23 protein-coding genes are annotated in these 26,260 nt (G+C 71.0%); 12 read left to right on the top strand and 11 right to left on the bottom strand.

From position 1 onward, the window contains the following. Positions 1-264 precede the first annotated feature (264 nt). Positions 265-1,164: a Bax inhibitor-1/YccA family protein gene (locus C3V38_RS00495; protein ID WP_061916763.1), complete on the top strand. Its 900-nt coding sequence runs from the start codon at positions 265-267 to the stop codon at positions 1,162-1,164. Between the two features lie 338 nt (positions 1,165-1,502). Here C3V38_RS00495 and C3V38_RS00490 read toward each other — a convergent pair whose 3' ends face one another. From C3V38_RS00490 to C3V38_RS00465, 6 genes are all read right to left on the bottom strand, one after another. Continuing rightward, a complete protein-coding gene (locus C3V38_RS00490) occupies positions 1,503-2,723 on the bottom strand; it encodes an acetyl-CoA C-acetyltransferase (RefSeq protein ID WP_063972396.1) in 1,221 nt (406 codons plus the stop codon). 49 nt (positions 2,724-2,772) lie between these two features. After that, positions 2,773-3,957 carry an SGNH/GDSL hydrolase family protein gene (locus C3V38_RS00485; protein ID WP_061229939.1) on the bottom strand — a complete coding sequence of 395 codons (1,185 nt, stop codon included), beginning with the start codon at positions 3,955-3,957 and terminating at the stop codon, positions 2,773-2,775. After that, on the bottom strand, positions 3,954-5,273 hold the full coding sequence (locus tag C3V38_RS00480; RefSeq protein ID WP_061916757.1) for an McrC family protein: 1,320 nt from the start codon (positions 5,271-5,273) through the stop codon (positions 3,954-3,956). The genes C3V38_RS00485 and C3V38_RS00480 overlap by 4 nt, the downstream gene beginning before the upstream one ends. Further along, complete coding sequence (locus C3V38_RS00475; protein ID WP_106384863.1) at positions 5,270-7,540, bottom strand: AAA family ATPase; 2,271 nt, start codon at positions 7,538-7,540, stop codon at positions 5,270-5,272. The genes C3V38_RS00480 and C3V38_RS00475 overlap by 4 nt, the downstream gene beginning before the upstream one ends. A gap of 93 nt (positions 7,541-7,633) precedes the next feature. Beyond that, positions 7,634-8,131 carry a transcription elongation factor GreA gene (greA, locus tag C3V38_RS00470; RefSeq protein WP_007630145.1) on the bottom strand — a complete coding sequence of 166 codons (498 nt, stop codon included), beginning with the start codon at positions 8,129-8,131 and terminating at the stop codon, positions 7,634-7,636. 134 nt (positions 8,132-8,265) lie between these two features. Beyond that, positions 8,266-8,724, bottom strand: a complete 459-nt coding sequence (locus C3V38_RS00465; RefSeq protein ID WP_007630144.1) for a DUF4307 domain-containing protein — start codon at positions 8,722-8,724, stop codon at positions 8,266-8,268. Positions 8,725-8,862: 138 nt separating this feature from the next. Here C3V38_RS00465 and mca point away from each other — a divergent pair, with 138 nt between their 5' ends. Beyond that, positions 8,863-9,786, top strand: coding sequence for a mycothiol conjugate amidase Mca (gene mca / locus C3V38_RS00460; RefSeq protein ID WP_106384862.1), 924 nt, complete (start codon positions 8,863-8,865; stop codon positions 9,784-9,786). After that, positions 9,783-10,109 carry a hypothetical protein gene (locus C3V38_RS00455; protein ID WP_106384861.1) on the top strand — a complete coding sequence of 109 codons (327 nt, stop codon included), beginning with the start codon at positions 9,783-9,785 and terminating at the stop codon, positions 10,107-10,109. The genes mca and C3V38_RS00455 overlap by 4 nt, the downstream gene beginning before the upstream one ends. 33 nt (positions 10,110-10,142) lie before the next feature. Here C3V38_RS00455 and C3V38_RS00450 read toward each other — a convergent pair whose 3' ends face one another. Both C3V38_RS00450 and C3V38_RS00445 read right to left on the bottom strand, forming a co-directional pair. Next, positions 10,143-10,853: a CE1759 family FMN reductase gene (locus C3V38_RS00450; protein ID WP_070722984.1), complete on the bottom strand. Its 711-nt coding sequence runs from the start codon at positions 10,851-10,853 to the stop codon at positions 10,143-10,145. After that, a complete protein-coding gene (locus C3V38_RS00445) occupies positions 10,850-12,100 on the bottom strand; it encodes an LLM class flavin-dependent oxidoreductase (protein WP_106384860.1) in 1,251 nt (416 codons plus the stop codon). The genes C3V38_RS00450 and C3V38_RS00445 overlap by 4 nt, the downstream gene beginning before the upstream one ends. Before the next feature lie 403 nt (positions 12,101-12,503). On the opposite strand from C3V38_RS00445, the gene C3V38_RS17820 reads away from it, so the two are divergent. Beyond that, positions 12,504-13,505, top strand: a complete 1,002-nt coding sequence (locus C3V38_RS17820) for a nuclease-related domain-containing protein (RefSeq protein ID WP_254426033.1) — start codon at positions 12,504-12,506, stop codon at positions 13,503-13,505. A gap of 42 nt (positions 13,506-13,547) precedes the next feature. Here C3V38_RS17820 and C3V38_RS00435 read toward each other — a convergent pair whose 3' ends face one another. Then, a complete protein-coding gene (locus tag C3V38_RS00435) occupies positions 13,548-15,083 on the bottom strand; it encodes an HNH endonuclease signature motif containing protein (RefSeq protein ID WP_106384859.1) in 1,536 nt (511 codons plus the stop codon). Between the two features lie 394 nt (positions 15,084-15,477). Here C3V38_RS00435 and C3V38_RS00430 point away from each other — a divergent pair, with 394 nt between their 5' ends. The 4 genes from C3V38_RS00430 (at position 15,478) to C3V38_RS00415 (ending at position 19,247) form a co-directional block, all read left to right on the top strand. Further along, complete coding sequence (locus tag C3V38_RS00430) at positions 15,478-16,551, top strand: 3-deoxy-7-phosphoheptulonate synthase (RefSeq protein WP_106386300.1); 1,074 nt, start codon at positions 15,478-15,480, stop codon at positions 16,549-16,551. Positions 16,552-16,633: 82 nt separating this feature from the next. Beyond that, on the top strand, positions 16,634-17,398 hold the full coding sequence (locus C3V38_RS00425) for an isoprenyl transferase (protein WP_106384858.1): 765 nt from the start codon (positions 16,634-16,636) through the stop codon (positions 17,396-17,398). Then, positions 17,395-18,108: an MOSC domain-containing protein gene (locus C3V38_RS00420; protein WP_254426032.1), complete on the top strand. Its 714-nt coding sequence runs from the start codon at positions 17,395-17,397 to the stop codon at positions 18,106-18,108. Before C3V38_RS00425 ends, C3V38_RS00420 begins: the two co-directional genes overlap by 4 nt. 38 nt (positions 18,109-18,146) lie before the next feature. Next, a complete protein-coding gene (locus tag C3V38_RS00415; RefSeq protein ID WP_106384857.1) occupies positions 18,147-19,247 on the top strand; it encodes a tocopherol cyclase family protein in 1,101 nt (366 codons plus the stop codon). A gap of 32 nt (positions 19,248-19,279) precedes the next feature. Here C3V38_RS00415 and coaA read toward each other — a convergent pair whose 3' ends face one another. Then, positions 19,280-20,212 (bottom strand): type I pantothenate kinase, encoded by a 933-nt coding sequence (coaA, locus tag C3V38_RS00410; RefSeq protein ID WP_007631281.1) that lies wholly within the window; start codon positions 20,210-20,212, stop codon positions 19,280-19,282. A 134-nt stretch (positions 20,213-20,346) separates the two neighbouring features. On the opposite strand from coaA, the gene glyA reads away from it, so the two are divergent. Both glyA and C3V38_RS00400 read left to right on the top strand, forming a co-directional pair. After that, complete coding sequence (gene glyA / locus C3V38_RS00405) at positions 20,347-21,651, top strand: serine hydroxymethyltransferase (RefSeq protein ID WP_106384856.1); 1,305 nt, start codon at positions 20,347-20,349, stop codon at positions 21,649-21,651. Positions 21,652-21,685: 34 nt separating this feature from the next. Beyond that, the gene (locus tag C3V38_RS00400; RefSeq protein ID WP_070722723.1) at positions 21,686-22,420 is read left to right on the top strand and encodes a LysR family transcriptional regulator substrate-binding protein; all 735 of its coding nucleotides are present in this window, start codon (positions 21,686-21,688) and stop codon (positions 22,418-22,420) included. Positions 22,421-22,430: 10 nt separating this feature from the next. On the opposite strand, the gene C3V38_RS00395 is transcribed toward C3V38_RS00400, so the two are convergent. Next, positions 22,431-23,057 (bottom strand): TetR/AcrR family transcriptional regulator, encoded by a 627-nt coding sequence (locus C3V38_RS00395; RefSeq protein ID WP_070722721.1) that lies wholly within the window; start codon positions 23,055-23,057, stop codon positions 22,431-22,433. Positions 23,058-23,169: 112 nt separating this feature from the next. On the opposite strand from C3V38_RS00395, the gene C3V38_RS00390 reads away from it, so the two are divergent. Both C3V38_RS00390 and C3V38_RS00385 read left to right on the top strand, forming a co-directional pair. Continuing rightward, positions 23,170-24,837 (top strand): class I adenylate-forming enzyme family protein, encoded by a 1,668-nt coding sequence (locus C3V38_RS00390; RefSeq protein ID WP_070722718.1) that lies wholly within the window; start codon positions 23,170-23,172, stop codon positions 24,835-24,837. A gap of 41 nt (positions 24,838-24,878) precedes the next feature. Further along, positions 24,879-26,231, top strand: coding sequence for an MFS transporter (locus C3V38_RS00385; RefSeq protein ID WP_174705746.1), 1,353 nt, complete (start codon positions 24,879-24,881; stop codon positions 26,229-26,231). Positions 26,232-26,260: the final 29 nt, after the last annotated feature.

Genomic DNA, 26,260 nt, shown 5'->3' with positions numbered 1-26,260 from the left:
GATCCGAGGGGAGGACCGGGCGTTCAGCTTCGTCACCACCACGGCGGACCTCCGCCGCTTCCTGACCAGGAACGGGGTGGGCCGGCCATGAGCCGGACCGGCCGGCCCGTGACCGGCGCTCCACCCCAGGACCGCCGTCCAAAACCGTTTCCGCCGGGAACACTCAGGCGACCTCGCGCGTTGTAGGGGTACGAGTGATTCGTCGGTGAGCCGGCGGGGACTCTCGACCAACGACCTTCCCCGACAATTTCCGAAGGGACCTCGATGCGCAGCAGCAGCAATCCGGTCTTCAGTTCCCTGTCCACAGACAGCGCCCGCGGCGCCACCCAGTTCGGCGCCGCCGGACGCGGGGCGTTCCAGCAGGGGCAGTACGGCCAGCCGGGCTACGGCGCCCAGGCCGGCTACGGCGCCCAGGCCGGCTACGGTGCTCAGGCCGGCTACGGTGCTCAGGCCGGCTACGGTGCCCCGCAGGCCGCCGCCGACACCCGGCCCATGACCATCGACGACGTCGTCGCGAAGACGGGTATCACCCTCGGCGTGATCGGCGTCGTGGGCCTCATCGCCTACTTCCTGTCCGTCGACATGGGGCTCGCGATGCCGCTCCTGCTCGTCGGCGGCATCGGCGGGTTGATCACCGTTCTCGTGGCCACCTTCGGCCGCAAGATGGACTCCGCGCCCGTCACTCTGACCTACGCCGCGTTCGAGGGACTGTTCATCGGCGCGGTCTCCCACATCTTCACCTTCAACATCGCCGGTGCCGACGCCGCTGCGGTGATCGGCCAGGCGATCCTGGGCACGTTCGGCGTCTTCGCCGGCATGCTGTTCGTCTACAAGACCGGCGCCGTGCGCGTGACCCCCAAGTTCACCCGGTTCATGACCGCCGCCCTCATCGGCGTGCTCGTCCTGATGGTGGGCAATCTGTTCGGTGCGCTGCTGTTCGGCTTCAACCCGCTGCGTGACGGCGGCGTCATGGCCATCATCTTCTCGCTGGTCTGCATCGGCCTGGCCGCGTTCAGCTTCCTGCTGGACTTCGACAACGCCGACCGCCTCGTGCGCGCCGGTGCCCCGGCCAAGATGGCGTGGGGCGTCGCCCTCGGCCTCGCCGTGACCCTGGTGTGGCTGTACGTCGAAATCCTGCGGCTGATGAGCTACTTCCGCGAGTGATCCGCCTCTGACGCGGAACCGACCCGCGAGCCGCGACGGCCCCGGCGCCCCTGAGAAGGGAACCGGGGCCGTCGTCATTCCTGCGTCGAAGTACCTGATGAATGTCGCCCAGTGGTGCCGGCCACTGTCCGCGTAGTCCGCGCGGTGCTCCATCCCGGCGTCGGTCAACCCGTTCGAGAACGGCCTGGTAGCTCCGTGCGCGCCCTGGACGGGCCGTCCATCGGGGGACTGCGGCGGCCCTGCCGACGAGAAGAGCGTTCCGCCCACGCCCCTCTCGGGAAACGTGGGCGGAACGCTCTTCGCGATGGCGGGTCGCATGTCGCCCGCCGCGCCGGGGATCAGCTGAGGCGCTCGAGCACCATCGCCATCCCCTGGCCGCCGCCGACGCACATGGTCTCGACGCCGAACTGCTTGTCCTCGGCCTGCAGGTTGTTGATGAGCGACGCGGTGATGCGGGCGCCGGTCATGCCGAACGGGTGGCCCAGCGCGATGGCGCCACCGTTGACGTTGAGCTTGTCCTCCTCGATGCCGAGCTCACGGGCCGAGCCGAGCACCTGCACGGCGAACGCCTCGTTGATCTCGAACAGGTCGATGTCAGAGATCTGCTTGCCGGCGATCTTCAGGGCGTTCTTGACGGCCTGGATCGGCCCGAGGCCCATGATCTCCGGCGACAGGCCGGACACGCCGGTGGAGACGACGCGCGCGAGCGGGGTGAGACCGAGCTCCTTGGCCTTGGTGTCGGACATGATCACGAGGGCCGCGGCGCCGTCGTTGAGCGGGCAGCAGTTGCCGGCCGCGACGGTGCCGTCGGGACGGAAGACCGGCTTGAGCTGCGAGATCTTCTCGTAGGTGGTGCCGGGGCGCGGGCCGTCGTCAGCGGTGACGACGGTGCCGTCGGGCATGGTCACCGGGGTGATCTCGTTGGCGAAGTGGCCACGCTCGACGGCCTCGACCGCGCGGTTCTGCGACCGCACACCCCAGTGGTCCTGCTCCTCGCGGGTGATGCCGGTGATCTGGGCGACGTTCTCGGCGGTCTGGCCCATCGGGATGTACACGTCCGGCAGGAGGCCCTGGTCACGCGGGTCGGTCCACACGTCGGCGCCACCCTCGGCGCGCTGGGCGGTGCGGGCCTCGGCGTCGGCGAAGATCGGGTTGTGGGTGTTCGGGATGTGGTCCGAGGTGCCGTACTGGAAGTTGGAGACGGTCTCCACACCGGCGGAGATGAACACGTCGCCCTCGCCGGCCTTGATCGCGTGCAGCGCCATCCGGGTGGTCTGCAGCGACGACGAGCAGTAGCGGTTGACGGTGGTGCCGGGGACGGTGTCCATGCCGGCGAGCACCGAGACGACGCGAGCCATGTTGAAGCCCTGCTGGCCGCCTGGCAGACCGTTGCCCAGCATCAGGTCGTCGACCTGGGTGGGGTCGAGCTCTGGCACCTTGGCCAGTGCTGCCTTGACCATCTGGGCGGTGAGGTCATCCGAGCGGATGCCCACGAGGGAACCCTTGTTGGCGCGCCCGATGGGGGAACGGGCGTAAGAGACGATCACGGCTTCCGGCATGGAAGGCTCCTTCGTGTCTGGTGGCTGCTTCGTGTGCGGCAGGTGAGGTTCAGGTCTGGTCGGTCGGTTCGCCCGGGTGGGGGTCGTCCCGGGTGAGGCGTGCCAACCGGAGGATCCGGCTCCGTCGCCGGAGGGTGTCCGCGGCCTCGCGGGCATCCCCCGTGCTCTCCGGATCGGCGTCCACGTCCTCATTATGCAGGAACGCGTTCTCGCCCTCGTCGCCCGTGTCCTCGTGGGTGCGGACGAAGTCGGTGAGGCGTTTGGTGAGGCGGGCGACCACGGACTCACGGTGTTCGGCACGGCCGGAGGCGTCGGCCGGTTCGGCGGCCTCGGCGGCGACGTCCGCGGCCTCGAGTGACGCGGCGGCCTCGGCGGCATCGTGCGGCAGATGCTCCTCGGGCACCTCGTCCCACACGCCCAGCGCCACACAGACCGCGGGCAGCAGCAGGCCGGCGGCGAGCTCGTAGCCGGCCGAGTTGGGGTGGAAGCGGTCGGGGGAGAACAGACTCTCGCCGCGGCGGTGGAACTCGGGGGCCAGGGTCTCGGCCAGCGACACCGGGACGCCCCCGGCCCGGCGGACCTGCACGGCCTGCGCGGCGGCCAGCCGCCGGCTGAGCGTGGCCATGACAGAACGCAGCGGCTGCGGCACCGGCTTGATGATGCCCAGGTCCGGACACGTGCCCACCACGACGTGGGAACCGCCATCACGTAGGGCCTGCACGGCTTCCCCGACGCGGCGTGCCGACGGGCCGATCGCGTTGCGCGAGGTGATGTCGTTGCCGCCGATGAGGATCACGGAGATGTCCGGCCGGCCGTGCGCGACCTGCATCGCCTCGACCTGCCCGGCCAGCCCCTTGGAGGTGGCACCGACGATCGCCTTGATGCTCAACCGGACGTCCCAGCCGGCCTCCTCGGCGAGGCCGCGGGCCAGCAGGACACCCGGTAGTTCGTCCGGTGAGTCGGCGCCCAGCCCGGCGGCCAGCGAGTCGCCGAAGACCATCATGTGGACGTCGCACGTCATGCCCGGCCGCCACGGATCGGGAGACGGCGCCCCCGGGCGGTACAGCCCGTCGCCGTCGTAGGGGCGGGAGGTGGGCTTCGGGATCACCCGACGGGCGATCCTGGCCTGCTGCGCGAGCACCTCGTACGCGCCGCGATACGCGCCGACCGTCCCCACTGCGGCCAGCGCGAGACTCACCACGAGTCGGCGGGCGGGATCATCGGCGTCGCTCATCGGGCGTGTCGTCTCCCTTCCGTGCGGTGGCGGGCGGCGGGTGCACACGCGAGGGCGCGCGCGTGCTCGGCCAACTCGACGATAGCCCGACGGCTGTCGGCGGGGCCGCCGGAGAGGTCGACGGGGTACTCGACGATCGAGATGTCCGTGTGCACGATCCGCCGCGGCTGAGGAGAATCGTCACGCCGCTGGGCGGGATACACCATGTACGCGCGGTCGACGCCGAGCGCCGTGCAGGCGGCAAGCAGCCGGTAGTGCTCGGCCGCGCGGGTCCGGCGGTCCGTGGGATAGGTCGGTACGAACGTGGCGACCGGCTCGCCGTCGACCTCGTACACCAAGCCGGTCCGCACGGAGATGTGGTCACCGTCCCCCGCGGGGGCGCGGTGACGGCCGGACGAGGTGTCACCGTCGGCCTCGGTACCGGAGTCCAGATTGACGACGGGGTTGTGCAGCAGCCGCCCGCCCCGCCCGTCGAGGGCGGCGGTCAGCTCGGCCTCCACGTACCGTTCGAACAGCTCCGGCATCTCGGTGACGAACGCCGCCGACGCCGCATGGCCGTCCTCGACCTCCACGGAGATGCGCCGCACGATGCGGTCCGCGAGCGACAGCGCGTCCTGGAACCGGGCGTTGAGCCGGCTCGGCGTCCACGCGGGCACGGGCGCCCCCTGACCGATGAGCGAGGCGTCGGACAACCTGGCGTCGACCATGGCGAGCCGACGGCGGGTCGCGTCGGGCAGCTCGGGCAGGAACTGCAGGCGGTGCGCGGCCGTGCGCAGGATGCGGTTCTCGGCGATGTCCGGCGTGAACTCGGAGTATGTGACCTCGAGCGGGATGGTCATGCCCGGATGGCGGCGGATCTGGTCGCCGAGCCGGATCCTGCCGCGAACGGTGGTCAGCGCCTCGTCGACCCTGCGGTACCCCCGCAGCAGCCCGGCGGCCAACGCCTGGTGCGCCAGCCGGGCCATCGACTCGGCGACGGAGGACCACAGCTCGTCGTCGTCCCGCGCCTGGACGGCCGAGGCCAGGAACGCGTCGTCGGCCGCGTGATCCAGCAGGAAGAACAGCTGCGTCAGCCCGAGGCTCGCGGCCGGCAGGACCCGCACGGACAGGCCCTCGACCCGCACCGACCCCACGGCACCGCTGGGGATGAGCCGCCACGTGTCGCGGCCTGCGGGCAGGACCTCCACCAGCCCGGTCTGCGACAGGTGCTGCGCGCCCTCCCAGCTCAGGGTGACGAGCCTGCCCCGACGGTCGAACTCGTCGAACTCCAGGGACATCAGCTCGGACGCCCCCGGACCCGTCGAGGTCGCGGTCACGCCCGCCCGATCTTGCGGCGCAGCGCCGCCAGGCCGAACCGCTCGTGGACCTCGGCGCGGGTGAGCCGCCCGTAGTAGTGCTCCTCGAGGAGCGGCAGCAGGTCGTACCGCCAGATCGCCTCGAGGCCGCCGGGCTCGGTGGCCTGGTCCTTCATGAAGTACGACGGCCCGATCCGCAGGTCGCGGTCGGAGTCGTCGATCTCCGCGTTGAGCGCCTCGAGCAGCTCCGCCGGCTCGGTCGACGCGCCGCGTGCCTCGAGGTGACGGCGCAGCACACCGGCGACCGGCGGGGTGTCGGGGTGCAGTTCCATGAACGCGAAGCGGCGGCGGATGGCCGCGTCGACCATGGCGATCGAGCGGTCCGCGGTGTTCATCGTGCCGATGATGAACAGGTTGCGCGGCAGCCGGAACGACGTGTCGGGGGAGTACTGGGGCAGGACGGTGCGGTCGCGGTATTCGAGCAGGAAGTACATCTCGCCGAACACGCGCGCGAGGTCGGCGCGGTTCATCTCGTCGATGATGAGGAAGCTCGGGTGCTCCCGCCCGGACTCGGACGTCGCGCGCGCGGCCTGCCGACGCAGCGGGCCGGCCTGCAGCGCGAAGCCCGGCTGACCGGATTCGGTGAGGGTGGGGCGGTAGCCCTCGAAGAAGTCCTCGTAGGCGTAGCTCGGGTGGAATTGCACCAGCTGGACGCGGCTCGGGTCGTCGGGACCGGCGAGGAAGCGCGCGAGCTCCTGGGCGAGGTACGTCTTGCCGGTACCGGGCGGGCCGTAGAACACGATCTGCTGACGCTGCTGCAGCGTGTCGACGATCTCCTGCAGCTCCTTGCGCGGCATGTGCAGGCCGTCAGCGAGCTCGTCGGTGACCTCGGGCAGCGTGGGCACCGCGCCCGCGGCGGGGGCCTCCGCGACCTGCGACTCGGCGGAGTGGCGCCCCGGGTGCATGGCCGACAGCAGCGCGTCGAGCCCGTCGGTGAGGTCGACGACGGTGCCGGGTTCGCCGATCAGCTCGGACAGGGGGCTCGGCAGGGACTCGAGATCGAGGGTGACGGAGCTCCACAGCACGGACCGCTCGAGCTGCTGCCCGCCGTCCTCCACGTACCCGAGGTCGTCGGTGAGGGTGCCCAGGTGCAGCTTGGCGTCGGCGACGGTGGCCACCACGTCCTGCGGGCTCATCCGGGACAGGAACGTGTGCAGCTCCGCGGTGAGCTGGAAGCGCGCCTGATAGTCCAGGTGCGGGTAGCCCTGCTCGACGGCCTGGGAGACCTCGAGCCGGCTGGCGTGGGCAGGGATGCGCGGCAGGTGCGAGGCGGGCAGTGCGATGCGGTTCTGCGCGACCCACTGCCCGGACTGGCCGACGCCACCCCGGCCGGGCCGCACGAGCCACGCGCGGCGGGAGTGGTCGTCGCGGTGCCGCTGCCACTGGTTGGCAACAGAGCCGCGGTACCAGTCGACGGGCTGACCGAGCTGAGCGGACAGCACCTCGGAGATCCGGTGCAGGTCCTGGTCGATGTCGAGCTCGTCGATCCCGGACGGCCCGCCGATGAGGTCGGCGAACGCGTCGCGGATCCGAGTCTTGTGCTCGTGCTTGACGATCGGCTGGAAGTGGCCGGGCCACACCAGGTACTGGAGGCTGTAGCGGATGGCCCGCCAGTCGCCGGGCGTCGAGCGGGCGACCCGCTGGAACTCCCACGGGTCGGACAGGGCCGCGTCGCGGACGGAGGCGTCGAGCTCGGCCCAGTGGATGATGAACGAGCACAGCCAGCGCAGGTGCTCCCGCATCTGCACGTTGAAGCCGAGGCCGCCGGTCAGCGGGCCCTTCTCGGTGAGGACCTCGTCGAGGTCGGCGGGGATCTCCGGCGCCTCGTCCATCCAGGAAAGCACGTCGCGGACGCGGCCTCGCTTGAGGCGCGCGGTGACGGTGCTCAGCGGCAGCTGCTGGATGTACAGCAGCTCGGCGGCCAGCAGCACCACCGGCCGCGGGGCGCCCTCGAGCTGGTCGTGCAGCGCCTGCATGACGGGGGAGCGGGTCGACCCGGACGCCGCCGCCCCGGTCGGGCCCGCCCCGCCGCCGGCGCCGCCCGCGTCGTCCGCGGGGTCGGCGTCCAGGCGGCGGGCGAGCTCCTCCGCGACCTCGGGGGTCCAGGTGTAGAGATCGTCCTCGAAGGGTGACTGGCCGGTCCGGAGTGCCGGACCCAGGACCCTCGCTGCGGCCGCCTCGATCGTCGGGGCAGGGCCGTGGGGCCTGTCCTGGGAACCGTCTGACACGTTGGAACTCCTGCTACGCCGGCGCTGAGTCGGGCGCGTCTGGGCGACCCGACATTCGTGAAGAACCTACCACCGGGGTCTCCACGGAGCAGGTCAGCTCTGGTACGGCTCCGCGGTCACGACGGTGACGGAGACCTTCTTGCCGTTGGGGGCGGTGTACTCGCGGGTCTCGCCGTTCTTGGCGCCGAGCACGGCCTTGCCGAGCGGCGAGTCGGGCGAGTAGATCTCGAGGTCGTCCTTGCCGGAGCCCTCGCCGCGGGTGCCGATGAGGAAGGTCTCCTTGGTGTCCTCGTTGCCGTTGTAGTACGCGCGGACGACGGAGCCGATGAGCGCGACGCCGGACTCGGTGGGCGTCTCGCCGACCTGGGCGTTGGCCAGCAGGTCGTCGATGGTGCGGATCCGCGCCTCCTCCTGGCCCTGCTGCTCGCGCGCGGCGTGGTAGCCGGCGTTCTCCTTGAGGTCGCCCTCCTCGCGCCGTTCGTTGATCTCGGCGGCGATGACCGGACGGTTGGCGATCAGCGCCTCCTTCTCGGCCATGAGGCGGTCGTACGAGTCCTGGGTCAGCCAGTGGACCTGGGTGTCGTTCGCCATGAGCGCACTCCAATCTGTTCGCGTGCGTGAGTTAATAAAAACACGGCCCCGCGGAACCGGAGCCGTGCTGAAGCGCCAATATTAACACAGACACCGCCGCGCGAGGGCGGTGGTCGGTCGGGTTCGCAGGCGCTCTACCTGCGCAGGTAGTCGGGGACGTCCTCGCCGCAGCCGTACACGTCGGCGATGAACGCACGGTCGGTGGTGAACACCGACGCGGTGATCTCGACGGTGCCGTTCTCGGACGGAGGAACGTAGACCTCACGCCGGCCCAGCTCGCCCTTCGACTCCTCCTGTGCGCGGATGATGCAGTACGCAGGCGTGCCCGGCTCCTCGCGCGTGACGGTGAACGTCAGGTCGACCCGGCCGGAGTCCACGACCTCCACGCCGGTCGCCTCGCCCGAGATGTCGGGCGTCTGGTTGAGGCGGTACATCGTCACCACGCCGGCCACCAGCAGGGCGCCCACGAGCAGCACGAGGAGAACCGCGACGACCTTGCCGGCCAGGCCCGAGCCGCGGTCGGCGTCGGCGTACCGGTCGGCGGGCGGCCCTGCGGGGCGCCGCGACGGGGCGTCCGACCTCGGCTCATTCATGGGGGCCAGGGTATCCGGGCGCGTCGGCGAGGACGGTCGGGGGGTCCACCGGGGCACGGGCCGGGGGCACGGCGCGCGGCGACGCCCATAGAATGGTGCGGTCCTCCACCTACTCGAGAAGAACGGCAGGTGCACCCGATGGCCGGTCTGCGGCTGATGGCGGTCCACGCCCACCCTGACGACGAGTCGTCCAAGGGGGCGGCGACCATGGCCAAGTACGTCGCGGAGGGCGTCCACGTGCTGGTCGAGACGTGCACCGGGGGAGAGCGGGGCGACATCCTCAACCCCGCGATGGACCGCCCGGACATCACCGCGGATCTGCCCGCGGTTCGCGTGCGCGAGATGGCGCGCGCCGCCGACATCCTGGGCGTCGACCACCACTGGCTGGGCTACGTGGACTCGGGGCTACCCGAGGGGGACCCGTTACCGCCCCTGCCGGAGGGGTGCTTCGCCCTGGCCGACGACGACGAGGTCACCGAGGCCCTGGTCCGCAGGATCCGCGAGTTCCGGCCACACGTGATGATCACCTACGACGAGAACGGTGGTTATCCCCACCCGGATCATCTGAAGGTGCATTCGGCGTCGATGGCCGCCTACGAGGCCGCCGCGGACCCGGCCCGGTATCCGGACGCTGGCGAGCCGTGGGCCATCGCGAAGGTCTACTACACGCACGGCTTCCCCCGGCGCCGCCTCGAGCTGCTCGACGAGGAGCTGTACGCCCGCGACGGCGTACGCCACTTCGACGAGTTCCTGTCCCGCTGGAAGGACCGTCCGGACGTGATGGAGCGGGTCACCACCCGGGTGGAGTGCGCGGACTATTTCGAGCAGCGCAACTCGGCCCTGCTCGCGCACGCCACGCAGATCGACCCCAACGGATGGTTCTTCGCGGCGCCGGTGGAGATGCAGCAGCGGGTGTGGCCGACGGAGGAGTTCGAACTGGCCGCCAGCCGGGTGGGCTTTCCTCAGCTCGGTGAGGGAGAATACGAGACAGACCTCTTCGCGGGAGTCGATCCGTCGGTCGAGCTCCCTGTCGGACCGAGCACGAGTGAGGACCCGAGATGATCACCCTGGGACCGGACGTCCAGATCCTGGCGTACGAGTCGGCGATGATCTTCGCTCAGAACCAGTCGCCCGGCACCCCCGGGTACAACGACAACCCGGTCGGTCCGGAGTTCGGGAAGGCCTCGCCGCTCGGCATCCCCCTCGTGCTGTTGCTGCTCATCGCCACGGTCCTGCTGGTGCGCAACATGAACAAGCACATCAAGAACCTGCCGGAGAGCTTCGACGTCGAGAACCCGGCACCGGACCAGCTCGCCGACGAGGGCACCGACCGATCCGGAGTGATCGGTGCCCCCGGTAACGACGAGGTGAGCGACCCGCGCTGACGTTCGGAGGCATCAGGCGGGCCGGACGCCGCTTCAGCGTCCCAGGAGATCGCCCATCGGGACGAAGTCGCTGAACTCGTCGTCGTCGTCCCGTCGTCCCCGCTTGTCATCCGCGCGCGTCGGCTCGACCGCGCCGGCGGTAACCCCCGCGAACCGCAGCATGTAGTCGCCCAGTTCGGTCCCCACCCGGACGGCGCGCGTCCGTAGCGAGTTCTCGTCGCCCGCGGTGGACACGGCGCCGAAGTCCTCGGCGGCAGCGAACACGGTGGTGGGCACGACGTCGGCCTTGAGGTAGGCGAACATCGGCCGCACTGCGTAGTCGACCGCCAGCGAGTGCCGCGCCGTCCCGCCCGTCGCGCCCAGCGCCACCGGCACCCCGGCGAGGGTGCCGGGCTCGATGACGTCGAACAGCGACTTGAACAGGCCGGAGAACGACTGGTTGTAGATCGGCGTCACCGCGATCAGCCCGTCCGCGCGGCCGATCGCGTCGATCGCCGCGCTCAGCTTCTCGCCGGGGAAGCGGGTGACCGTCGCGTCGACGACCTCGTGGGCCAGCTCGCGCGCCTCGAGGACCGTCACCTCGACGCGCTGCCCGTGGCGGGCGAGGGCGTCACGGGTGGCGGAGGTGAGTTGGTCGGCGAGCATCCGCGTGCTGGAGGGCACGGAGGTGCCCGCGGCGACGACGACGAGGTTGAGCGACCGCTCGTCAGGGGCGGTGTGGTCGGTCAGGTGCTCGGAGCTCACTTGGACTCCTTTCCGGCCGGCGCCTCGGCGAGGCGGGCCTGGGTGCGGCGGTTGCGGGCCAGCGACTCCTGCTGTGCCCGCTGCCCGCCCTCGGCGGTGAGGCCCGTCCAGTTGTCGCCGGTGCCGAAGCGGTAGGCGTCGGAGTAGGCGGGCTCGCCGGCGGCGGCGAGTTCGGCGTCGCGGGCGGCGACCCGCGCGGCGTGCGTGGGGCCGTCCGGCACGTGGGCCGGGCGCAGCGCGTCGAGCTCACGGCGGAGGGTGGGGACGATCTCGGTGCCCAGGATCTCGATCTGCTCGAGCACCGTCTTGCGCGGCAGGCCGGCGTGGTCGACGAGGAACAGCTGGCGCTGGTAGTCGCCCACGTGCTCGCGCATCGTCATGTAGCGGTCGATGATCTGCTGCGGCGAGCCGACCGTGAGCGGGGTCTGCGCGGTGAAATCCTCGAGCGACGGGCCGTGGCCGTAGACCGGGGCGTTGTCGAAGTAGGGGCGGAACTCGTTCACGGCGTCCTGGCTGTTGGCACGCGCGAAGAACTGGCCGCCCAGTCCGACGATCGCCTGATCAGCCGAGCCGTGGCCGTAGTGCTCGTAGCGGCGGCGGTACAGCTCCACCATCTGCTTGGTGTGGTGGATGGGCCAGAAGATGTTGTTGTGGAAGAAGCCGTCGCCGTAGAAGGCGGCCTGCTCGGCGATCTGCGGCGAGCGGATCGAGCCGTGCCACACGAACGGGGCGACGCCGTCCAGCGGGCGGGGCGTCGAGGTGAACTGCTGGAGCGGCGTGCGGAACTTGCCCTCCCAGTCCACCACGTCCTCGTGCCACAGGCGGTGCAGCAGCTCGTAGTTCTCGATGGCCAGCGGCAGGCCCTGGCGGATGTCCTGTCCGAACCACGGGTACACCGGGCCGGTGTTTCCGCGGCCCATCGTCAGGTCGACCCGGCCGCCGGACAGGTGCTGCAGCATCGCGTAGTCCTCGGCGATCTTCACCGGGTCGTTGGTCGTGATGAGCGTCGTGGCCGTCGACAGGATGATCTCGCTCGTGCGGCCCGCGACGTAACCCAGTGTGGTGGTGGGAGAAGACGTGACGAACGGGGGGTTGTGGTGCTCACCCAGCGCGAACACGTCCAGACCCACCTGTTCGGCCAGGTTGGCGTACTCGACTATCGCCTCGAGCCGCTGGTGCTCGGTGGGTATGCGCCCGGTGGTGGGGTCCGGGGTGATGTCGGCGATGCTGAAGATTCCGAACTGCATGGTTGTCCCTCTCGTTGTCGATACGCCCAGCCGTGTGTCGATGCGCCCAGCGTACGTTGCTGACATGTCAAACAAAAGGGGGCCCGACCGTATTCCCCCTCACCCGGCGGTGCCGTGGCGACCCGCGCGCGGGGATGCCCGCCGACACTGCCGCCGCCCCTCCCCATGGCGCCTGGCCTGCGCTTCGGTGCGCGCGAGACGCCATGGCGAGGGGCGGCCGCGGGAGCGCGCGGCACGATCAGTGGCGAGTCACCACATCCGCGAGCGGCTGCGGCGGAGGCGTGGCGATCGCCGTTCGCAGTGCCTCCGGTGAACCCCCGTCGTGGATGCGGCATTCGACGGGTTCGTCGCTATCCGCACCGGAGCGATGTCACGATTCGTGGCATCCGGCAGAGGAGGGCCAGTGGCCGAGTGGAATGTCCGGCGGTGGCGTCGCTACGGCCACGACCGCCTTTACGCGTCGACGCCCGGTGGCACCGACCTCGGCTATCTCGACCTCACGACGGGCCGGTACCGCTCCGACGACATGTCTAACCTGCCATTGCTGCGCCGGGCGATCGAGGACCACCTCGCCGCCCAGCGACCGCCGCATCAGGGCCCCGGAACGACCCCGGCCCCGGCGCCTGGCCCGTCGGCAGCTCCTGGCCCGGCGCCGACGCGGTCCCCGGAGCTGGCGCGCACGGACACGCCCGATGCGGTAGTCCATGGCCGGGTTTCGCCGCCTCCGCCTCCGCCTCCTTCGCCGTCGCAGTCGCCGTCGCCGGGCCCGACCGGACCGAGGTGGCACGATCTCGCGGACGTGCGGGCGGGCGCCTCCGCACGCGAACGCGCGGTGGCCGAGCGTGCGGCGCAGGGCACGATTCGCCACCTGTTCGCCCGGCTTGTCGACGCGAGGACCGACGAGCGAGCGTGGCGGATCGGCGCCGACGGCGAGGAGGCGGTCGCCGAGCAGTTGGCCGGGCTGGGCGTGCAGTGGCGCGTTCTTCATGCGGTGCGGGTGGGCGATCGCGGCGCGGACATCGATCACGTGGTGGTCGGCCCGGGTGGGGTGTTCACCGTGAACGCGAAGAACCACCCGAAGGCGTCGGTCTGGGTTGGCGGCGACGTCTTCCTGGTGAACGGCCAGCGCCACGCCTATGTTCGCAAGAGCCGTTTCGAGGCGCAGCGGGCGTCCCGGATGCTCGCGGAGCACGTCGGTTTCCCGGTGCCGGTCACGGGCATCATCGCGGTGGTGGGTGCGCGGCGCGGGTTCACGGTGAAGGCTCAGCCGGCGGATGGCGCGGTAGTTGTGGTGCCGCGGCGCGGTATTCGCCGTTTCCTGCAGTCCCGGCCATCGCGATTGGGGCTTCGCGAGATCGACGCGATCCACGAGGTCGCCAGGCGATCGAGTACGTGGCAGCGCTGAGCGCGCCCGGGGGCCGGGCGGGATGTGGTCTGGCGGCGAGGCCTATGACGAGCGGTGTCGGCGTTCGACCCCGGGTGGGTTGGTGAGGTGGCCGTCGTCGGCGATGAGTCGGTCGAGGTGTTGGTGCCAGCGGTGGTCGAGGATGCGGTCGCGGGCGTGGGCCAGGGGGCCGTGGGGTCTGGTGTGGTGTTCGTGTCCGGTTTCGGTGATGATGGTCAGCTCGCCGAGCGGTCCTGGTCGGTAGGCGCAGTGGCCGAAGGTTTTCTCCCGGTGGTGTTTTCGGCACAGGCACACCAGGTTCCATTCGGCGGTGGGCCCGCCCAGCTCGGGGCGTTGGTGGTCGAAGGCGATGACATGGTCGATCTCACAGTCGTGGGCATCGACCGTGCACCCCGGGTGGCGGCAGGTGCCGTCGCGCAGGCGGATGCGTTCGGCCAGGGCGGGGCTGATGCGGTACTTCAGCGCCGCCTCGGGGGTGTCCTCGGTGCCCGGTTGCGGGTCCAGCAGTTCGAACCGGACCTTGGCGTCGCCGCCGGAGAGTAGTTCCTCGCAGAGCCAGTCGAAGCTGGCGTAGGCGCCGGTGACGAACTCCACGCGGTTGGGCAGGCCCTGGGCGATGCTGTTGATCACCGAGATCCGGATCGGCTGATCGGTGCCCCACGAGGCCCCCATCGGCGCACGACCCGCGTCGTCGGCAGCGGCCGAGGCGCCTGCGGCAGGGTCTGCCGCGCCGGCGTCGGCGCTGCCGGCGGTGTCGGCGGGCTGGTCGGGCAGGGGGTCGGCGATGTCGGTGGTGTTGGGGTCGCCGAGAGCGACCAGGGCGTCGGCGCGCAGTTGGTTACGGGTGCGCGGGTGGCCGGTGTCGGCGGCGGCGCGGGCGGCCGCGTCGATGCGGCGGCGCAGTTTCTCGGCGTCGCCGGAGGGCAGGTGGGCCCACATGCTGGTCATGCCGTCGCGTTCGGGCCGGAACCGCACGGTGCGCTGGTCGGCGGCCGCGTCGACGGCATCGCCGGCGCCTTGGGGGTCGTGGCGCTCGCGGGAGGCGTCGACGGTGGTGTCCAGGGCGGTGCGGCTGGGCCGGTGACCGCCGGCCAGGTCGCGGGTCAGCCGGGCCACGACATCGGATTCGACACCACTGATGATGTCGTCGGGAATGCCGGCCAGGCGGCAGGCGGCGTCGATGGCCAACTGCTCGGGCAGCAGCCCCCGCTCGACGGCCTCGCGCAGACGGGGCAGGCGGGTGTGGATCTGCACGCCGGCGGTGACCAGGTGGCGGGCGTGCCATCCGGTCAGGGCCATCGCCGCGGCCAGGTGGTGGCGGGCCCGGTCGGCCGGGTCCAGGCGGGCGTGCGCGGGACGGGTATCGGTGCCGGGCTCGCCGTGGGCGGCCTCGTCCAGCGCCTTGAAACTCTCCACCAGCAGGTACGCGGCGTGCAGCCGGGTGGCCCCGGCCAGGTTCTGCGCCAGCGTCACCGACCGCGCCACCTCGCTCAGCGCCGAGGCGTCCAACGACTCCAGCGGCTCGTCCACCGCGCGCAGCGCGCCGAGACCGAACGCCCTCGTCGTCGTCGTATCCACCCGGTCACCCCCCGCCCGCGTCGCACCCTTATCGAACCTGTGATCGATTCTACCGGCGTGTCGCTCATAGCACAAGGGTTCGATTGGCGGAGAGGGAGGATGAGCGGGTGGTGATCTCGAGGGGGTGAATGGCCACAGCTGATCGGGTTCTGCTACGGTGGGCCGTATGTCGATCGCTCGCGCATATTGGCGCTTTATGTGGGCTCCGGGTGGAGCCCGCGCCGCGAGCGCACGCGTCCGCTAGACGGATCGTCGACACCCGGAGCCCAGAGGCGGTGACCACCATGGTCGCCGCCTTCCGCCTTTCAACAGCGGCGGATCCGGGTGCGACATGGGCACCGAAGAGGATCACGGCACCCGGCCCGCCACCACCGAATCGTCAGGAGCGACCGCCGTGACCATCACCGCCGAGAACCCCACCCAGACCGCCGACAGGCGCGTCCTGTCGTACTCACCGCTGCCGACCCCGACCGAGATCCTCGGCGAGCTCCCGCTGGGAGAGGCCCGCGAGGCGCTGGTCGAGCGGAGCCGGTCCGAGATCGCCGACGTGCTGGCCGGCCGCGATGACCGACTGCTCGTCGTGGTGGGTCCCTGCTCGGTCCACGACACCGGGGCCGCGCTGGACTACGCCGGACGGCTGGCCGAGCTCGCCGCGGAGACGTCCGAGGACCTGCTCATCGTCATGCGCGTGTACTTCGAGAAGCCGCGCACGACGGTCGGCTGGAAGGGCCTCATCAACGACCCCGCGCTCGACGGGAGCTACGACATCCCGCGCGGCCTGCGCACCGCCCGCAGGCTGCTGCTGGACGTGCTCGACCTCGGACTTCCCGTCGGCACCGAGTTCCTCGAGCCGACCAGCCCGCAGTACATCGCCGACGCCGTCTCCTGGGGTGCGATCGGCGCCCGCACCACGGAGAGCCAGGTGCACCGCCAGCTCGTGTCGGGCCTGTCCATGCCGGTCGGCTTCAAGAACGGCACCGACGGAGAGGTGCAGGTCGCGGTGGACGGTTGCCGGTCCTCGGCGGCGGGGCACGTTTTCTTCGGCACCGACGCCGACGGCCGCGCGGCGGTCGTGGAGACGGCGGGTAACACGGACTGTCACGTGATCCTGCGCGGCGGCACCCGCGGGCCGAACCACGACGCCGAGTCCGTCGCAGCCGCGGTCGCGGCCGTGGGCAAGGTCGGGCTGCCGGGTCTCGTGATGGTCGACGCCAGCCACGCCAACTCGGGCAAGTCGCACGAGCGCCAGGCCGAGGTCGTGGCCGAGCTGGCCGAGCGCATCGGCGGGGGAGAGCAGGGCATCTCCGGGCTGATGATCGAGAGCTTCATCGAGCCCGGCGCCCAGTCCGTCGGGGCCGAGGAACTGGTCTACGGGCAGTCCGTCACCGACGCCTGCATGGGATGGGACACCACCGCCGACGGGCTGCGTGCCCTCGCCGCGGCGGTGCGCGCCGGCCGCCGGGACTGACTCCCGCCGGCCGACGGAGCCGAGCGCGCAGCGGGTCAGGGGCAACACAGAGGAGGCGGTGCCGCGCGGTACTCTTTCCCGCGTGGCCACCTCCCCCCTGTACAAGTTCTACGAGTCCCGACTGCGGTCGTCGCTCGAGGGCAAGAGGCTGCCGCGGCACGTCGCCGTGATGTGCGACGGCAACCGCCGGTGGGCCAAGGAGGCCGGGTTCACCGACGTCGCGCACGGCCACCGGGCCGGCGCGGTGAAGATCGCCGAGATGCTGGGCTGGTGTGACGAGCTCGGCATCGACGTCGCCACCATCTATCTCCTGTCCACCGAGAACCTCGGCCGCGACGCCGACGAGCTCGGCGAACTGCTGCAGATCATCGCCGACGTCGTGGACGAGATCACCAGGCCGGAGCGCAACTGGGAGGTCCGCATCGTCGGGCGGCTGGAGCTCCTGCCGGAGTGGCTGGCCGACCGCCTGCGTCACGCCGAACAGGTGAGCACCGGCCGGCCGGGCGTCAAGGTCAACGTCGCGGTGGGTTACGGCGGGCGGCAGGAGATCGCCGACGCGGCCCGTGAGCTCGTGGAGCAGCTGATCGACGAGGGGCGGACCGGGGCGGACCTCGTCGAGGGGATCACGGTCGAGGGCATCGGCGAGCATCTCTACACGTCCGGGCAGCCCGACCCCGACCTCGTGATCCGCACGTCCGGGGAGCAGCGGCTCTCGGGTTTCCTGCTGTGGCAGAGCGCGTACTCGGAGATCTGGTTCACCGAGGCCTACTGGCCCGCGTTCCGCCGCGTGGACTTCCTGCGCGCACTCCGCGAGTACAGCGCCCGCAACCGCAGGTTCGGGCAGTGAGCACCCCGGCGGGATCCTCCGTGCCCGGGGCGTTCACCGTCCGTGCCGTGTGCGTGGTCGACCAGCTGCTGGCCGTGCCCGGCCGGGTCGGCGTGACGGCGATCGACAAGCGTCCCGTCGAGGGCCCGGTCCGGGTCCGCGAGTACGGCCTCCACGGTGACGTCCAGGCCGACCGCGAGCACCACGGCGGCGTGTGGAAGGCCGTCTACCTGCTCTCCGACTCCGACGTCGAGCAGTGGGAACCCGAGTTCGGCGGCCCGATCCCGCCCGGTTACTTCGGCGAGAACCTCCGCGTGACGGGCGTCGACACCTCGCAGCTGCAGATCGGGACGGTGCTCGAGGTCGCCGCTGCAGGTGCTGCCGGCGACGCCGGGGCCGCCGGCCTGCGTATGGAGGTCACCACGCCGCGCATCCCGTGTCAGACCTTCGCCCACCGGGTCGGGAAGCCGCGGTGGGTGCGTCGCTTCTCCGAGGGCGGGCGGCCGGGCGCGTACGCACGGGTCCTCGCCCCGGGGCCGGTCGGGGCGGGCGACGAGATCCGGGTGGTCAGCGAGCCCACGCACGGTGTCACCATCGCCAGGGTGCTGTCCGGGGTCGACGACGACGAGGTCAGCCGCCTCCTCGCCGAGTACGACCTCTCGGAGCTCGCCCCGAGCCTCGTCCGGAAGCTGGATCCGGCCACGGACGACCGCCCGGTCGACGCGGACTGAGACACCGCCGGCCGGCCGGATATGGGACGCTGATCCGCATGGGACTCCTCCGGCGATACCGGGCGACCGGCGCGGACCTGCCCTTCGGCGATCCGCTCCGCGCGCACGGCGTGGCCATGGAGGGGTACTTCCTCCGGATCACCGACCGCGAACGCGGGCGCGTGGCCATCGCGCTCATCGGGGTCAACCGGGGACCCGACGGGCACTGGGCGACGCTCGGCCTGGCCTCGGACGAGGTGACGATCCCGCTCGAGGCCGGTGGCGCCCGCCGGCCCGGTGACGGGGACCCCTCGCCGTCGTCCTCCGCGGCGGTTTCCACGCTCCGCCTCGCCGCCGCGCCGCACGGGTGGGCCGACCCGGCGCGCATCGGCGCCCGGTCCGGAGGCCAGTTCGAGTACCGACGCGACGGCATCCGCGTGGACATGGGGGAGGGCGCGCGGCTCCACGTGGACATCACCGACCCCGTGGAGTGGCCGCATCGCGCCGTCGGCGGGTCGAGCATCTTCCAGTCGGTTCCCGCGCTCAACCAGTACTGGCACCCCTGGCTGCTCGGCGGGCGCGCCAGCGGATGGGCCGAGCTCGACGGCCGGCGCTGGGACTTCGACGACGCCGAGGTCTACGGCGAGAAGAACTGGGGCGCGGAGGGCTTCCCCGACTCCTGGTGGTGGGGGCAGGCGCAGGCGTTCTCCGAGCCCGACAGCTGCGTCGCTTTCGCCGGCGGCCAGATCCACTCCGGCCCGCTGCGCACCGAGGTCACCGCGCTCGTCGTGCGGCTCCCGGGCGGGCGCGTCGTGCGGCTCGGCAACCCCGTGGTCTCGCCCGTGCGCGCCGACGTCACCGACGAGAGGTGGGAGCTCGAGGGACGCGGCTACGGCTGGGACATCCGCGTCAGCGGACGCTCACCGCTCGACCGTGCGCACGTCCTGCCCGTGCCGCTGCCGTCGGAGAACCGCAACTCGGCCGGGTCCATCGAGCACCTGACCGGGGAGCTCGAGGTGGAGGTACGACGGCGAGGGCGGCTCGTGTGGTCGGATCGCAGCTGGCTGGCCGCGCTCGAACACGGAGGTCTCGACCGGGCCGAGGCCGAGCTGCGGAGGCGCGGTGTGCCGGAGGGGGAGACGGGCGCGCCGCCGGTGTAGGCGGGGTGCGGGGATCGCGCGGAGGCGCGTGTTCAGATCTTGCGCAGGCGCAGCCGCTGGATGGAGTGATCCGAGTTCTTGCGCAGCACCAGCGTGGCGCGCGGTCGGGTGGGGAGGATGTTCTCCACGAGGTTCGGCCGGTTGATCGAGTTCCAGATCTCACGCGCGGCCAGGCGCGCCGCGTTGTCGGACAGGTCGGCGTAGTGCGCGAAGTGCGAGCCCGGGTTGGAGAACGACGTGCTGCGCAGTTCGAGGAACCGCTCGATGTACCACTGCTCGATGTCCTCGATCCGCGCGTCCACGTAGAGCGAGAAGTCGAACAGGTCCGAGACCATGAGCCGCGGGCCGGTCTGCAGGACGTTGAGGCCTTCGACGATGAGGATGTCCGGCCGCTGCACCTCTATGTGCTCACCCGGCACGATGTCGTACTTGGTGTGTGAGTAGACCGGCGCGCGGACCACGGGCGCCCCGGACTTGACCTCGGTGACGAAACGCAGCAGCGCGCGGCGGTCGTACGACTCCGGGTACCCCTTGCGGTGCATGAGCCCACGGCGCTGGAGCTCACGATTGGGGTAGAGGAACCCGTCGGTTGTCACCAGGTCCACCCGGGGGTGGGAGTCCCAGCGGGTGAGCAGCGCGCGCAGCACACGGGCGGAGGTGGACTTGCCCACCGCGACCGAGCCGGCGACCCCGATCACGAACGGCATCGGTGCGTCGACGGTCTCGCCGAGGAACAGGTTGGTGGACTGGAACAGCCGCTGACGTGCGGAGACCTGCAGGTGGATGAGGCGGCTGAGCGGGAGGTAGATCTCCGCGATCTCGTCCAGGTCGAGGTGTTCGCCCAGGCCGCGGAGCCCTTCGAGATCCTGCTCGGTGAGGACCATGGGCATCGCACGCCGCAGCCGCCGCCAGCTCCGGCGGTCGAACTCCACGTACGGCGTGTAGTCGCCGGCATGTCTGCTCACGGGTTCCGATTGTGGCAGGTGGCCACGGGGGAGAGGGTGTCAGGGTGCGTGGCACTAGACTGACGACGACGACGAGACGAGCCGTGGCCCACACGATTCGTACGAAGCGAGAAGCCCACGCGCGAGGAGCAACGATGACCGACCCGAACACCGACGTGTTCTCCGCCTCCCTGTCCGAACTGGATCCGGAGGTCGCCGAGGCGATGGCCGGCGAGCTGGCCCGTCAGCGGGACACGCTCGAGATGATCGCGTCGGAGAACTTCGTGCCGCGCTCGGTGCTGCAGGCGCAGGGGTCCGTGCTCACCAACAAGTACGCCGAGGGCTACCCGGGACGCCGCTACTACGGCGGGTGCGAGCACGTGGACGTCATCGAGAACCTGGCGCGCGACCGCGCCAAGGAGGTCTTCGGCGCCAAGTACGCCAACGTCCAGCCGCACGCCGGGGCCCAGGCCAACGCCGCCGTGCTCATGGCGCTCGCCGCGCCGGGCTCCAAGATCATGGGGCTGTCCCTGGCCCACGGTGGGCACCTCACGCACGGCATGAAGCTCAACTTCTCCGGCCAGCTGTACGAGGTCGCCGCCTACGAGGTCGACGCCGAGACGATGCTCGTCGACATGGACGCCGTCCGTGAGATGGCTCTGGCGGAGAAGCCCGACGTCATCATCGCCGGCTGGTCGGCCTACCCCCGGACGCTGGACTTCGCGAAGTTCCGCGAGATCGCCGACGAGGTCGGCGCCAAGCTGTGGGTGGACATGGCGCACTTCGCCGGCCTGGTTGCCGCGGGCCTGCACCCGAGCCCCGTCCCGCACGCAGACGTCGTCTCCACGACCGTGCACAAGACGCTCGGCGGGCCGCGCTCCGGCATGATCCTCACCAACGACCTCGAGCTGTTCAAGAAGCTCAACTCGACGGTGTTCCCCGGCCAGCAGGGCGGGCCGCTCATGCACGCGATCGCCGCCAAGGCCACGGCCATGAAGATCGCCGGGACCGAGCAGTTCCGTGAGCGGCAGCAGCGCACCCTGGAGGGCGCGAAGATCCTCGCCGAGAGGCTCACCGCCGAGGACTGCAAGAACGCCGGTGTCTCCGTCCTCACCGGGGGGACCGACGTCCACCTGGTGCTGGTCGACCTGCGTGACTCGGAGCTGGACGGTCAGCAGGCCGAGGACCTGCTGCACGAGGTCTGCATCACCGTGAACCGTAACGCCGTGCCGTTCGACCCCCGGCCGCCGATGGTCACCTCCGGCCTGCGGATCGGCACGCCCGCCCTGGCGACGCGCGGCTTCACCGCGGACGACTTCCGCGAGGTCGCCGACATCATCGGCGCCGCCCTCGCCGCGGGTAAGAACGCCGACGTCGCCGCCCTGCGCGAGCGCGTCACGGCGTTGGCCAGGTCCAAGCCCCTCTACGAGGGCCTCGAGGACTGGACGATCCTGGGCTGAGGACTCCGAGACACACGACGACAGGCGGGGGTCGATGACCGACGAGAGCGCGGGCATCGGCCCCCGCCTGCGCGTGGGATACGTTCCCGGCGTGCAGCCCGACAAGTGGCTCACCCGGTGGCGCGAGCGCAACCCCGGAGTGCCGATCACGGCACGACGAGTGGGGGACCCGCGCCCGGACCTGGCACGGTCCGCCGGCGACGACGGCTTCGACGTGATCTTCCTCCGCGAGGCCGACGATGCGCCGCGGTCGGCGCCGCCTGGACTCCTGCGGATCCCCCTGTACACCGAGACCATGGCCGTGCTCGCCGGGAAAGATCACGAGCTCGGGGCGTTCGACACGCTGAGCGCTGAGGACCTCGAGGCCGAGCGATGGCTCGATCCGGTCGACGCGGTCACGGCGACGCCGGAGGAGGTGTCCGCCGCCGTCGACCTGGTCGCGGCCGGAATCGGGCTGCTCGCGCTACCGCTGCCGTACGCACGTTCGCTGAGTCGTCGGGACGTGGTGGCCCGGCCGCTGGAGGGTGTCCCGACCACCCGCACGGGAGTGGCGTGGTCGCCCGCCAGGGAGGGCGACGAGCTCATCGACGAGTTCGTCGGGATCGTGCGGGGCCGAACGGCATCGACGTCGCGGGGTGCGGGGGAGCCACCGCGCGAGAAGCGCACGGCCCGCGAGAAAACGGCGGCGAAGGCGCGGGCGCGCGCCGAGCGCGGGACGCGGCCGGCGGAGCGGGGCATGTCCCCGGCGAGGGGTAAGCGGAGGCGCTGACCGCCGCTGGTCAGTGGGCGGTCGCCCCGACCATCCGGCGGGCGAACTCGACGTGGCGACACACGACGTCATCAGCGCTCAGCGGGCCGTCGGGTCGGTACCAGTTCGCGATGGAGACGCACAGTGACGCGATCGCTCGCGCCGCGTCCTCGGGGAACTCGCAGGCGAAGTCGCCGGACTCGACGCCCGCGCGAATGGCGTCCTCGATCATCTTCTGCTGGGCGTCGCGTTGGCCGACGTGATGGGCGCGCACCTCCGGCTCCATGCTGCGCATCTCGGTGGAGGCGACGAACGCCTGGTCGCGCCGGGCCATGTGGAAGCGGGCGAGACACTCCACCACGTTCTCGAAGCGGGTCACCGGATCATCGCCGGCGTCGTCGGCGGCAGCGGCCGTGTTGGCGAGCATCTCGGCCATCGCGGTGTCGACCAGGGCGGCGAGAATCGCCTGCTTGGAGCGGTAGTGGTGGTACAGGCCGGGCACCGACAGGCCGGCGGCCTCGGCGATCATCCGGATAGAAGCTCCGTGGTAGCCGTGGCGCGCGAACACGCCCAGCGCCGCGCGTAGGGGAGGGGAGAGCGCGTCGTCTCCGAACTCGCGCCAATCCGCCGTGGTCGCGATCTCCTCGCTCATTTCCATGACCCTATAACCGCCCTCCGCTTGACACCCAATGTGGTGTAAGCAACACTATGGCGCACCGAGCGATCGCTCGGTCGGCTACGCCGGATCCGGCGGTGACGGGAGGAGCGAGATGAGTCAGAGCGACCTGCGACCATGGCGGGAGCTGTACCGTCCAGGGCTGGACGAGGGTGCGGTGGCGCGACGATCGAGCCTGGTCGAGGCGTGGCGCCAGCGCGTCACTGCGGCGCCGGATCGGGTGGCGATCGCCTACTTCGACACCGAGCTGTCCGCGACCGAGGTCGACCAGATGTCCGACGCGCTCGCCACCGCGCTCCAGGCCCGCGGCGTGGCGCCGGGCGACCGGGTGGGCATCCACCTGCAGAACATCCCCCAGTACGCGCTGGCGATGCTCGCGCTGTGGAAGATCGGCGCCGCGGCCGTGGTGCTCAACCCGATGTACTTCGGACGCGAGCTCCTACTCCCGGTCGCCGACTCCGGTGCCGTCGGGATCATCGCCACCGACAGGGACGTGCCCGCCATCCGGGACGCCGTCAGCGGTACGGACGTGGCCTGGGTCGTCAGCACCAGCGAGCGGGATCTGCAGACGCGGAACGATCCCCGCGCGTTCGGTGACGAGCAGCCGGCGGAGCCCTCCGCGGACGGGGACCTCGTCGAGCTCATCCGCCGGTTCGAGGGTCGCACGCCGGAGCAGGTCACGGTCACGGCGGACGATCTGGCGCTGCTCACCTACACGTCGGGCACGACCGGGCCGCCGAAGGGGGCCATGAACTCGCACGGCAACGTCGTCGCGGTCGCCCGGAGTCTCGCGGACTTCGTCGATGTGGCGCCGGGGGACGTCGTCCTGGCCATCGCTCCGCTTTTCCACATCACCGGCGCCGTCGCCAACGCCACGCTCGCCCTCATCGGCGACGCGACGCTCGTCTTCGCGGGCCGGTTCCGGCCGGAGGTCGTGCTCGATGCTTTCCGTGAGCACGGCGTCACGTTCACGATCGGTTCGATCACCGCGTATAACGCGCTCATGCGCCTGGAGGATGCGGGGCCGGAGCACTTCGCCGCGGTCAAGACCCTCTACAGCGGTGGTGCCCCCATCCCGCCGTCGACGGTCGAGCGGTTCGCCGAGCGGTTCGGGCACTACATCCACAACGGCTACGGCATGACGGAGACGACCTCCGGCGTGATCGCCGTGCCGCCGGGCCTGCGGGCGCCGGTCGACGCCGCCAGCGGCACCCTGTCCATCGGCGTGCCGTTGCCAGGGATCGATGCCCAGGTCGTCGACGCGGACGACACCCCCGTCGCGCCCGGCGAGCAGGGCGAACTCGTGCTGTCCGGGCCTCAGATCGTCTCGGGCTACTGGCGCAACGAGGCCGCGACCGAGTCGACCATGCCCGGCGGGCGTCTGCACACCGGTGACGTCGCCGTCATGGACGCGGCCGGCTGGGTCTACCTCGTCGACCGGCTAAAGGACCAGATCAACGCCTCCGGCTACAAGGTCTGGCCGCGCGAGGTCGAGGACGCCCTCTACGAACACGACGCCGTGTTCGAGGCCGCCGTCGTCGGCCTGCCCGACGAGTACCGCGGGGAGAAGGTCGTCGCGTTCGTCTCGCTCAAGGCCGGCGGTACCGCCACGGAGGACGAGCTGATCGCGTTCGCCGCCGCCCGGCTCGCCGCCTACAAGCGACCGGCCGAGATCCACCTCGTCCCCGAACTTCCCAAGACCCAGACCGGCAAGATCCGCCGTCGCGAGCTCCGAGACGCGCATGCCCCCGACCAGCCCTGACCACGCGCCCCGAACTTCCCCTCACACCGAAGGACACTGAGATGGCCGAGGCCACCCTGAACCCCGGCGACAACGGAGCCATTACCGCCGACGCCGCACCACCCGTGCAGACGGCACGGGGAAACCGCAGCAGCATCCGGTCCCTGGCCGCCAGCACCACCGGGCAGCTGTTCGAGTGGTACGAGTGGACCGCCTACGCGGTCTTCGCGCCCTACATCGCCGCAGCGATGTTCAACAACGACAACCCGGTGTCCGCGCTGCTGGCCACCCTCGCCGTCTTCGCGGTCGGCTTCCTCATGCGCCCCCTCGGCGGGATCGTCTTCGGCCGGATCGCCGACGTGAAGGGCCGCAAGTTCGTCCTCATCACCACCATGCTCATGATGGCCGGCGCGAGCCTGCTCATCGGCCTGCTGCCGACCTACGGAGCACTCGGGATCGTCGCCTCCGGCCTGCTGCTGCTGTGCCGCATGGTCCAGGGCTTCGCGCACGGCGGCGAGTCGGCGACCGCCTACAGCTACGTCGCCGAGATCGCGCCCCCGCACCGTCGCGGCATGTGGGGCAGCCTCGTCTTTGTCGCCATCATGGGCGGCACCGTGATCGCCTACGGCATCGGCGGCGGCATCACCGCCGTGCTGTCGGAGAGCGCCGTGGGCGAGTGGGGCTGGCGCGTGCCGTTCCTGCTCGGCGCCGTGTTCGCCCTGTTCGTGCTCTACCTGCGTCGCGGCATGGAGGAATCCGACGTCTTCGACAAGGCCGCGGCCGAGGCCGAGGCGTCCGGAACCGCGGTCACGTTCTCGCGGCGCAAGCTGGCCGGCGCGATCGCCCTCGTCGTGGCCATGGTCTCCGGCATCACGGTCGCGCACTACACGTGGAGCTCCTACGCGTCGACGTTCGCCATCACGCAGCGCGACATGGACTCCGAGTCCGCGTTCTGGATGATCTTCGCCAGCCAGCTCATCGCGCTGGGCACCCTGCCGCTGTGGGGTCTGCTCTCGGACCACATCGGCCGCCGCCCGGTGATCTTCATCTTCGGTGTCGGCACCATCATCACCACGCCGGTGCTGATGGGGATGATCGACGAGCGCCCGTGGACGCTGTTCGTCGCCTCGCTCATCGCGATGACGCTCGTCGCCGCCGCCGGGTCGATCCTGTCCTCGTTCATGTCCGAGGCGTTCCCCACCAAGATGCGCACCGCCGGCATCGGGTTCGCCTACTCGCTCTCGGTCGCCGTGTTCGGCGGCAGCGCCCCGTACCTCAACGCCCAGTTCATCGAGTGGGACCTGTACTGGATGATCAGCGCGTACATCATCTTCCTGTGCGTCTGCACCATGGTCGCGACCGCCTTCATGAAGGAGACCCGGGGTCACGACCTGCACCGGGTCGGCGAGCACTGACACGGCGCCTCCGACCCACGCAGCCCCCA

The sequence above is a fragment of the Dietzia sp. oral taxon 368 genome (assembly GCF_002999155.1).
Taxonomy (GTDB): domain Bacteria; phylum Actinomycetota; class Actinomycetes; order Mycobacteriales; family Mycobacteriaceae; genus Dietzia; species Dietzia cinnamea.
Note: the sequence above shows the minus strand (reverse complement) of the source record. Positions and strands in the feature narration are given on the sequence as shown.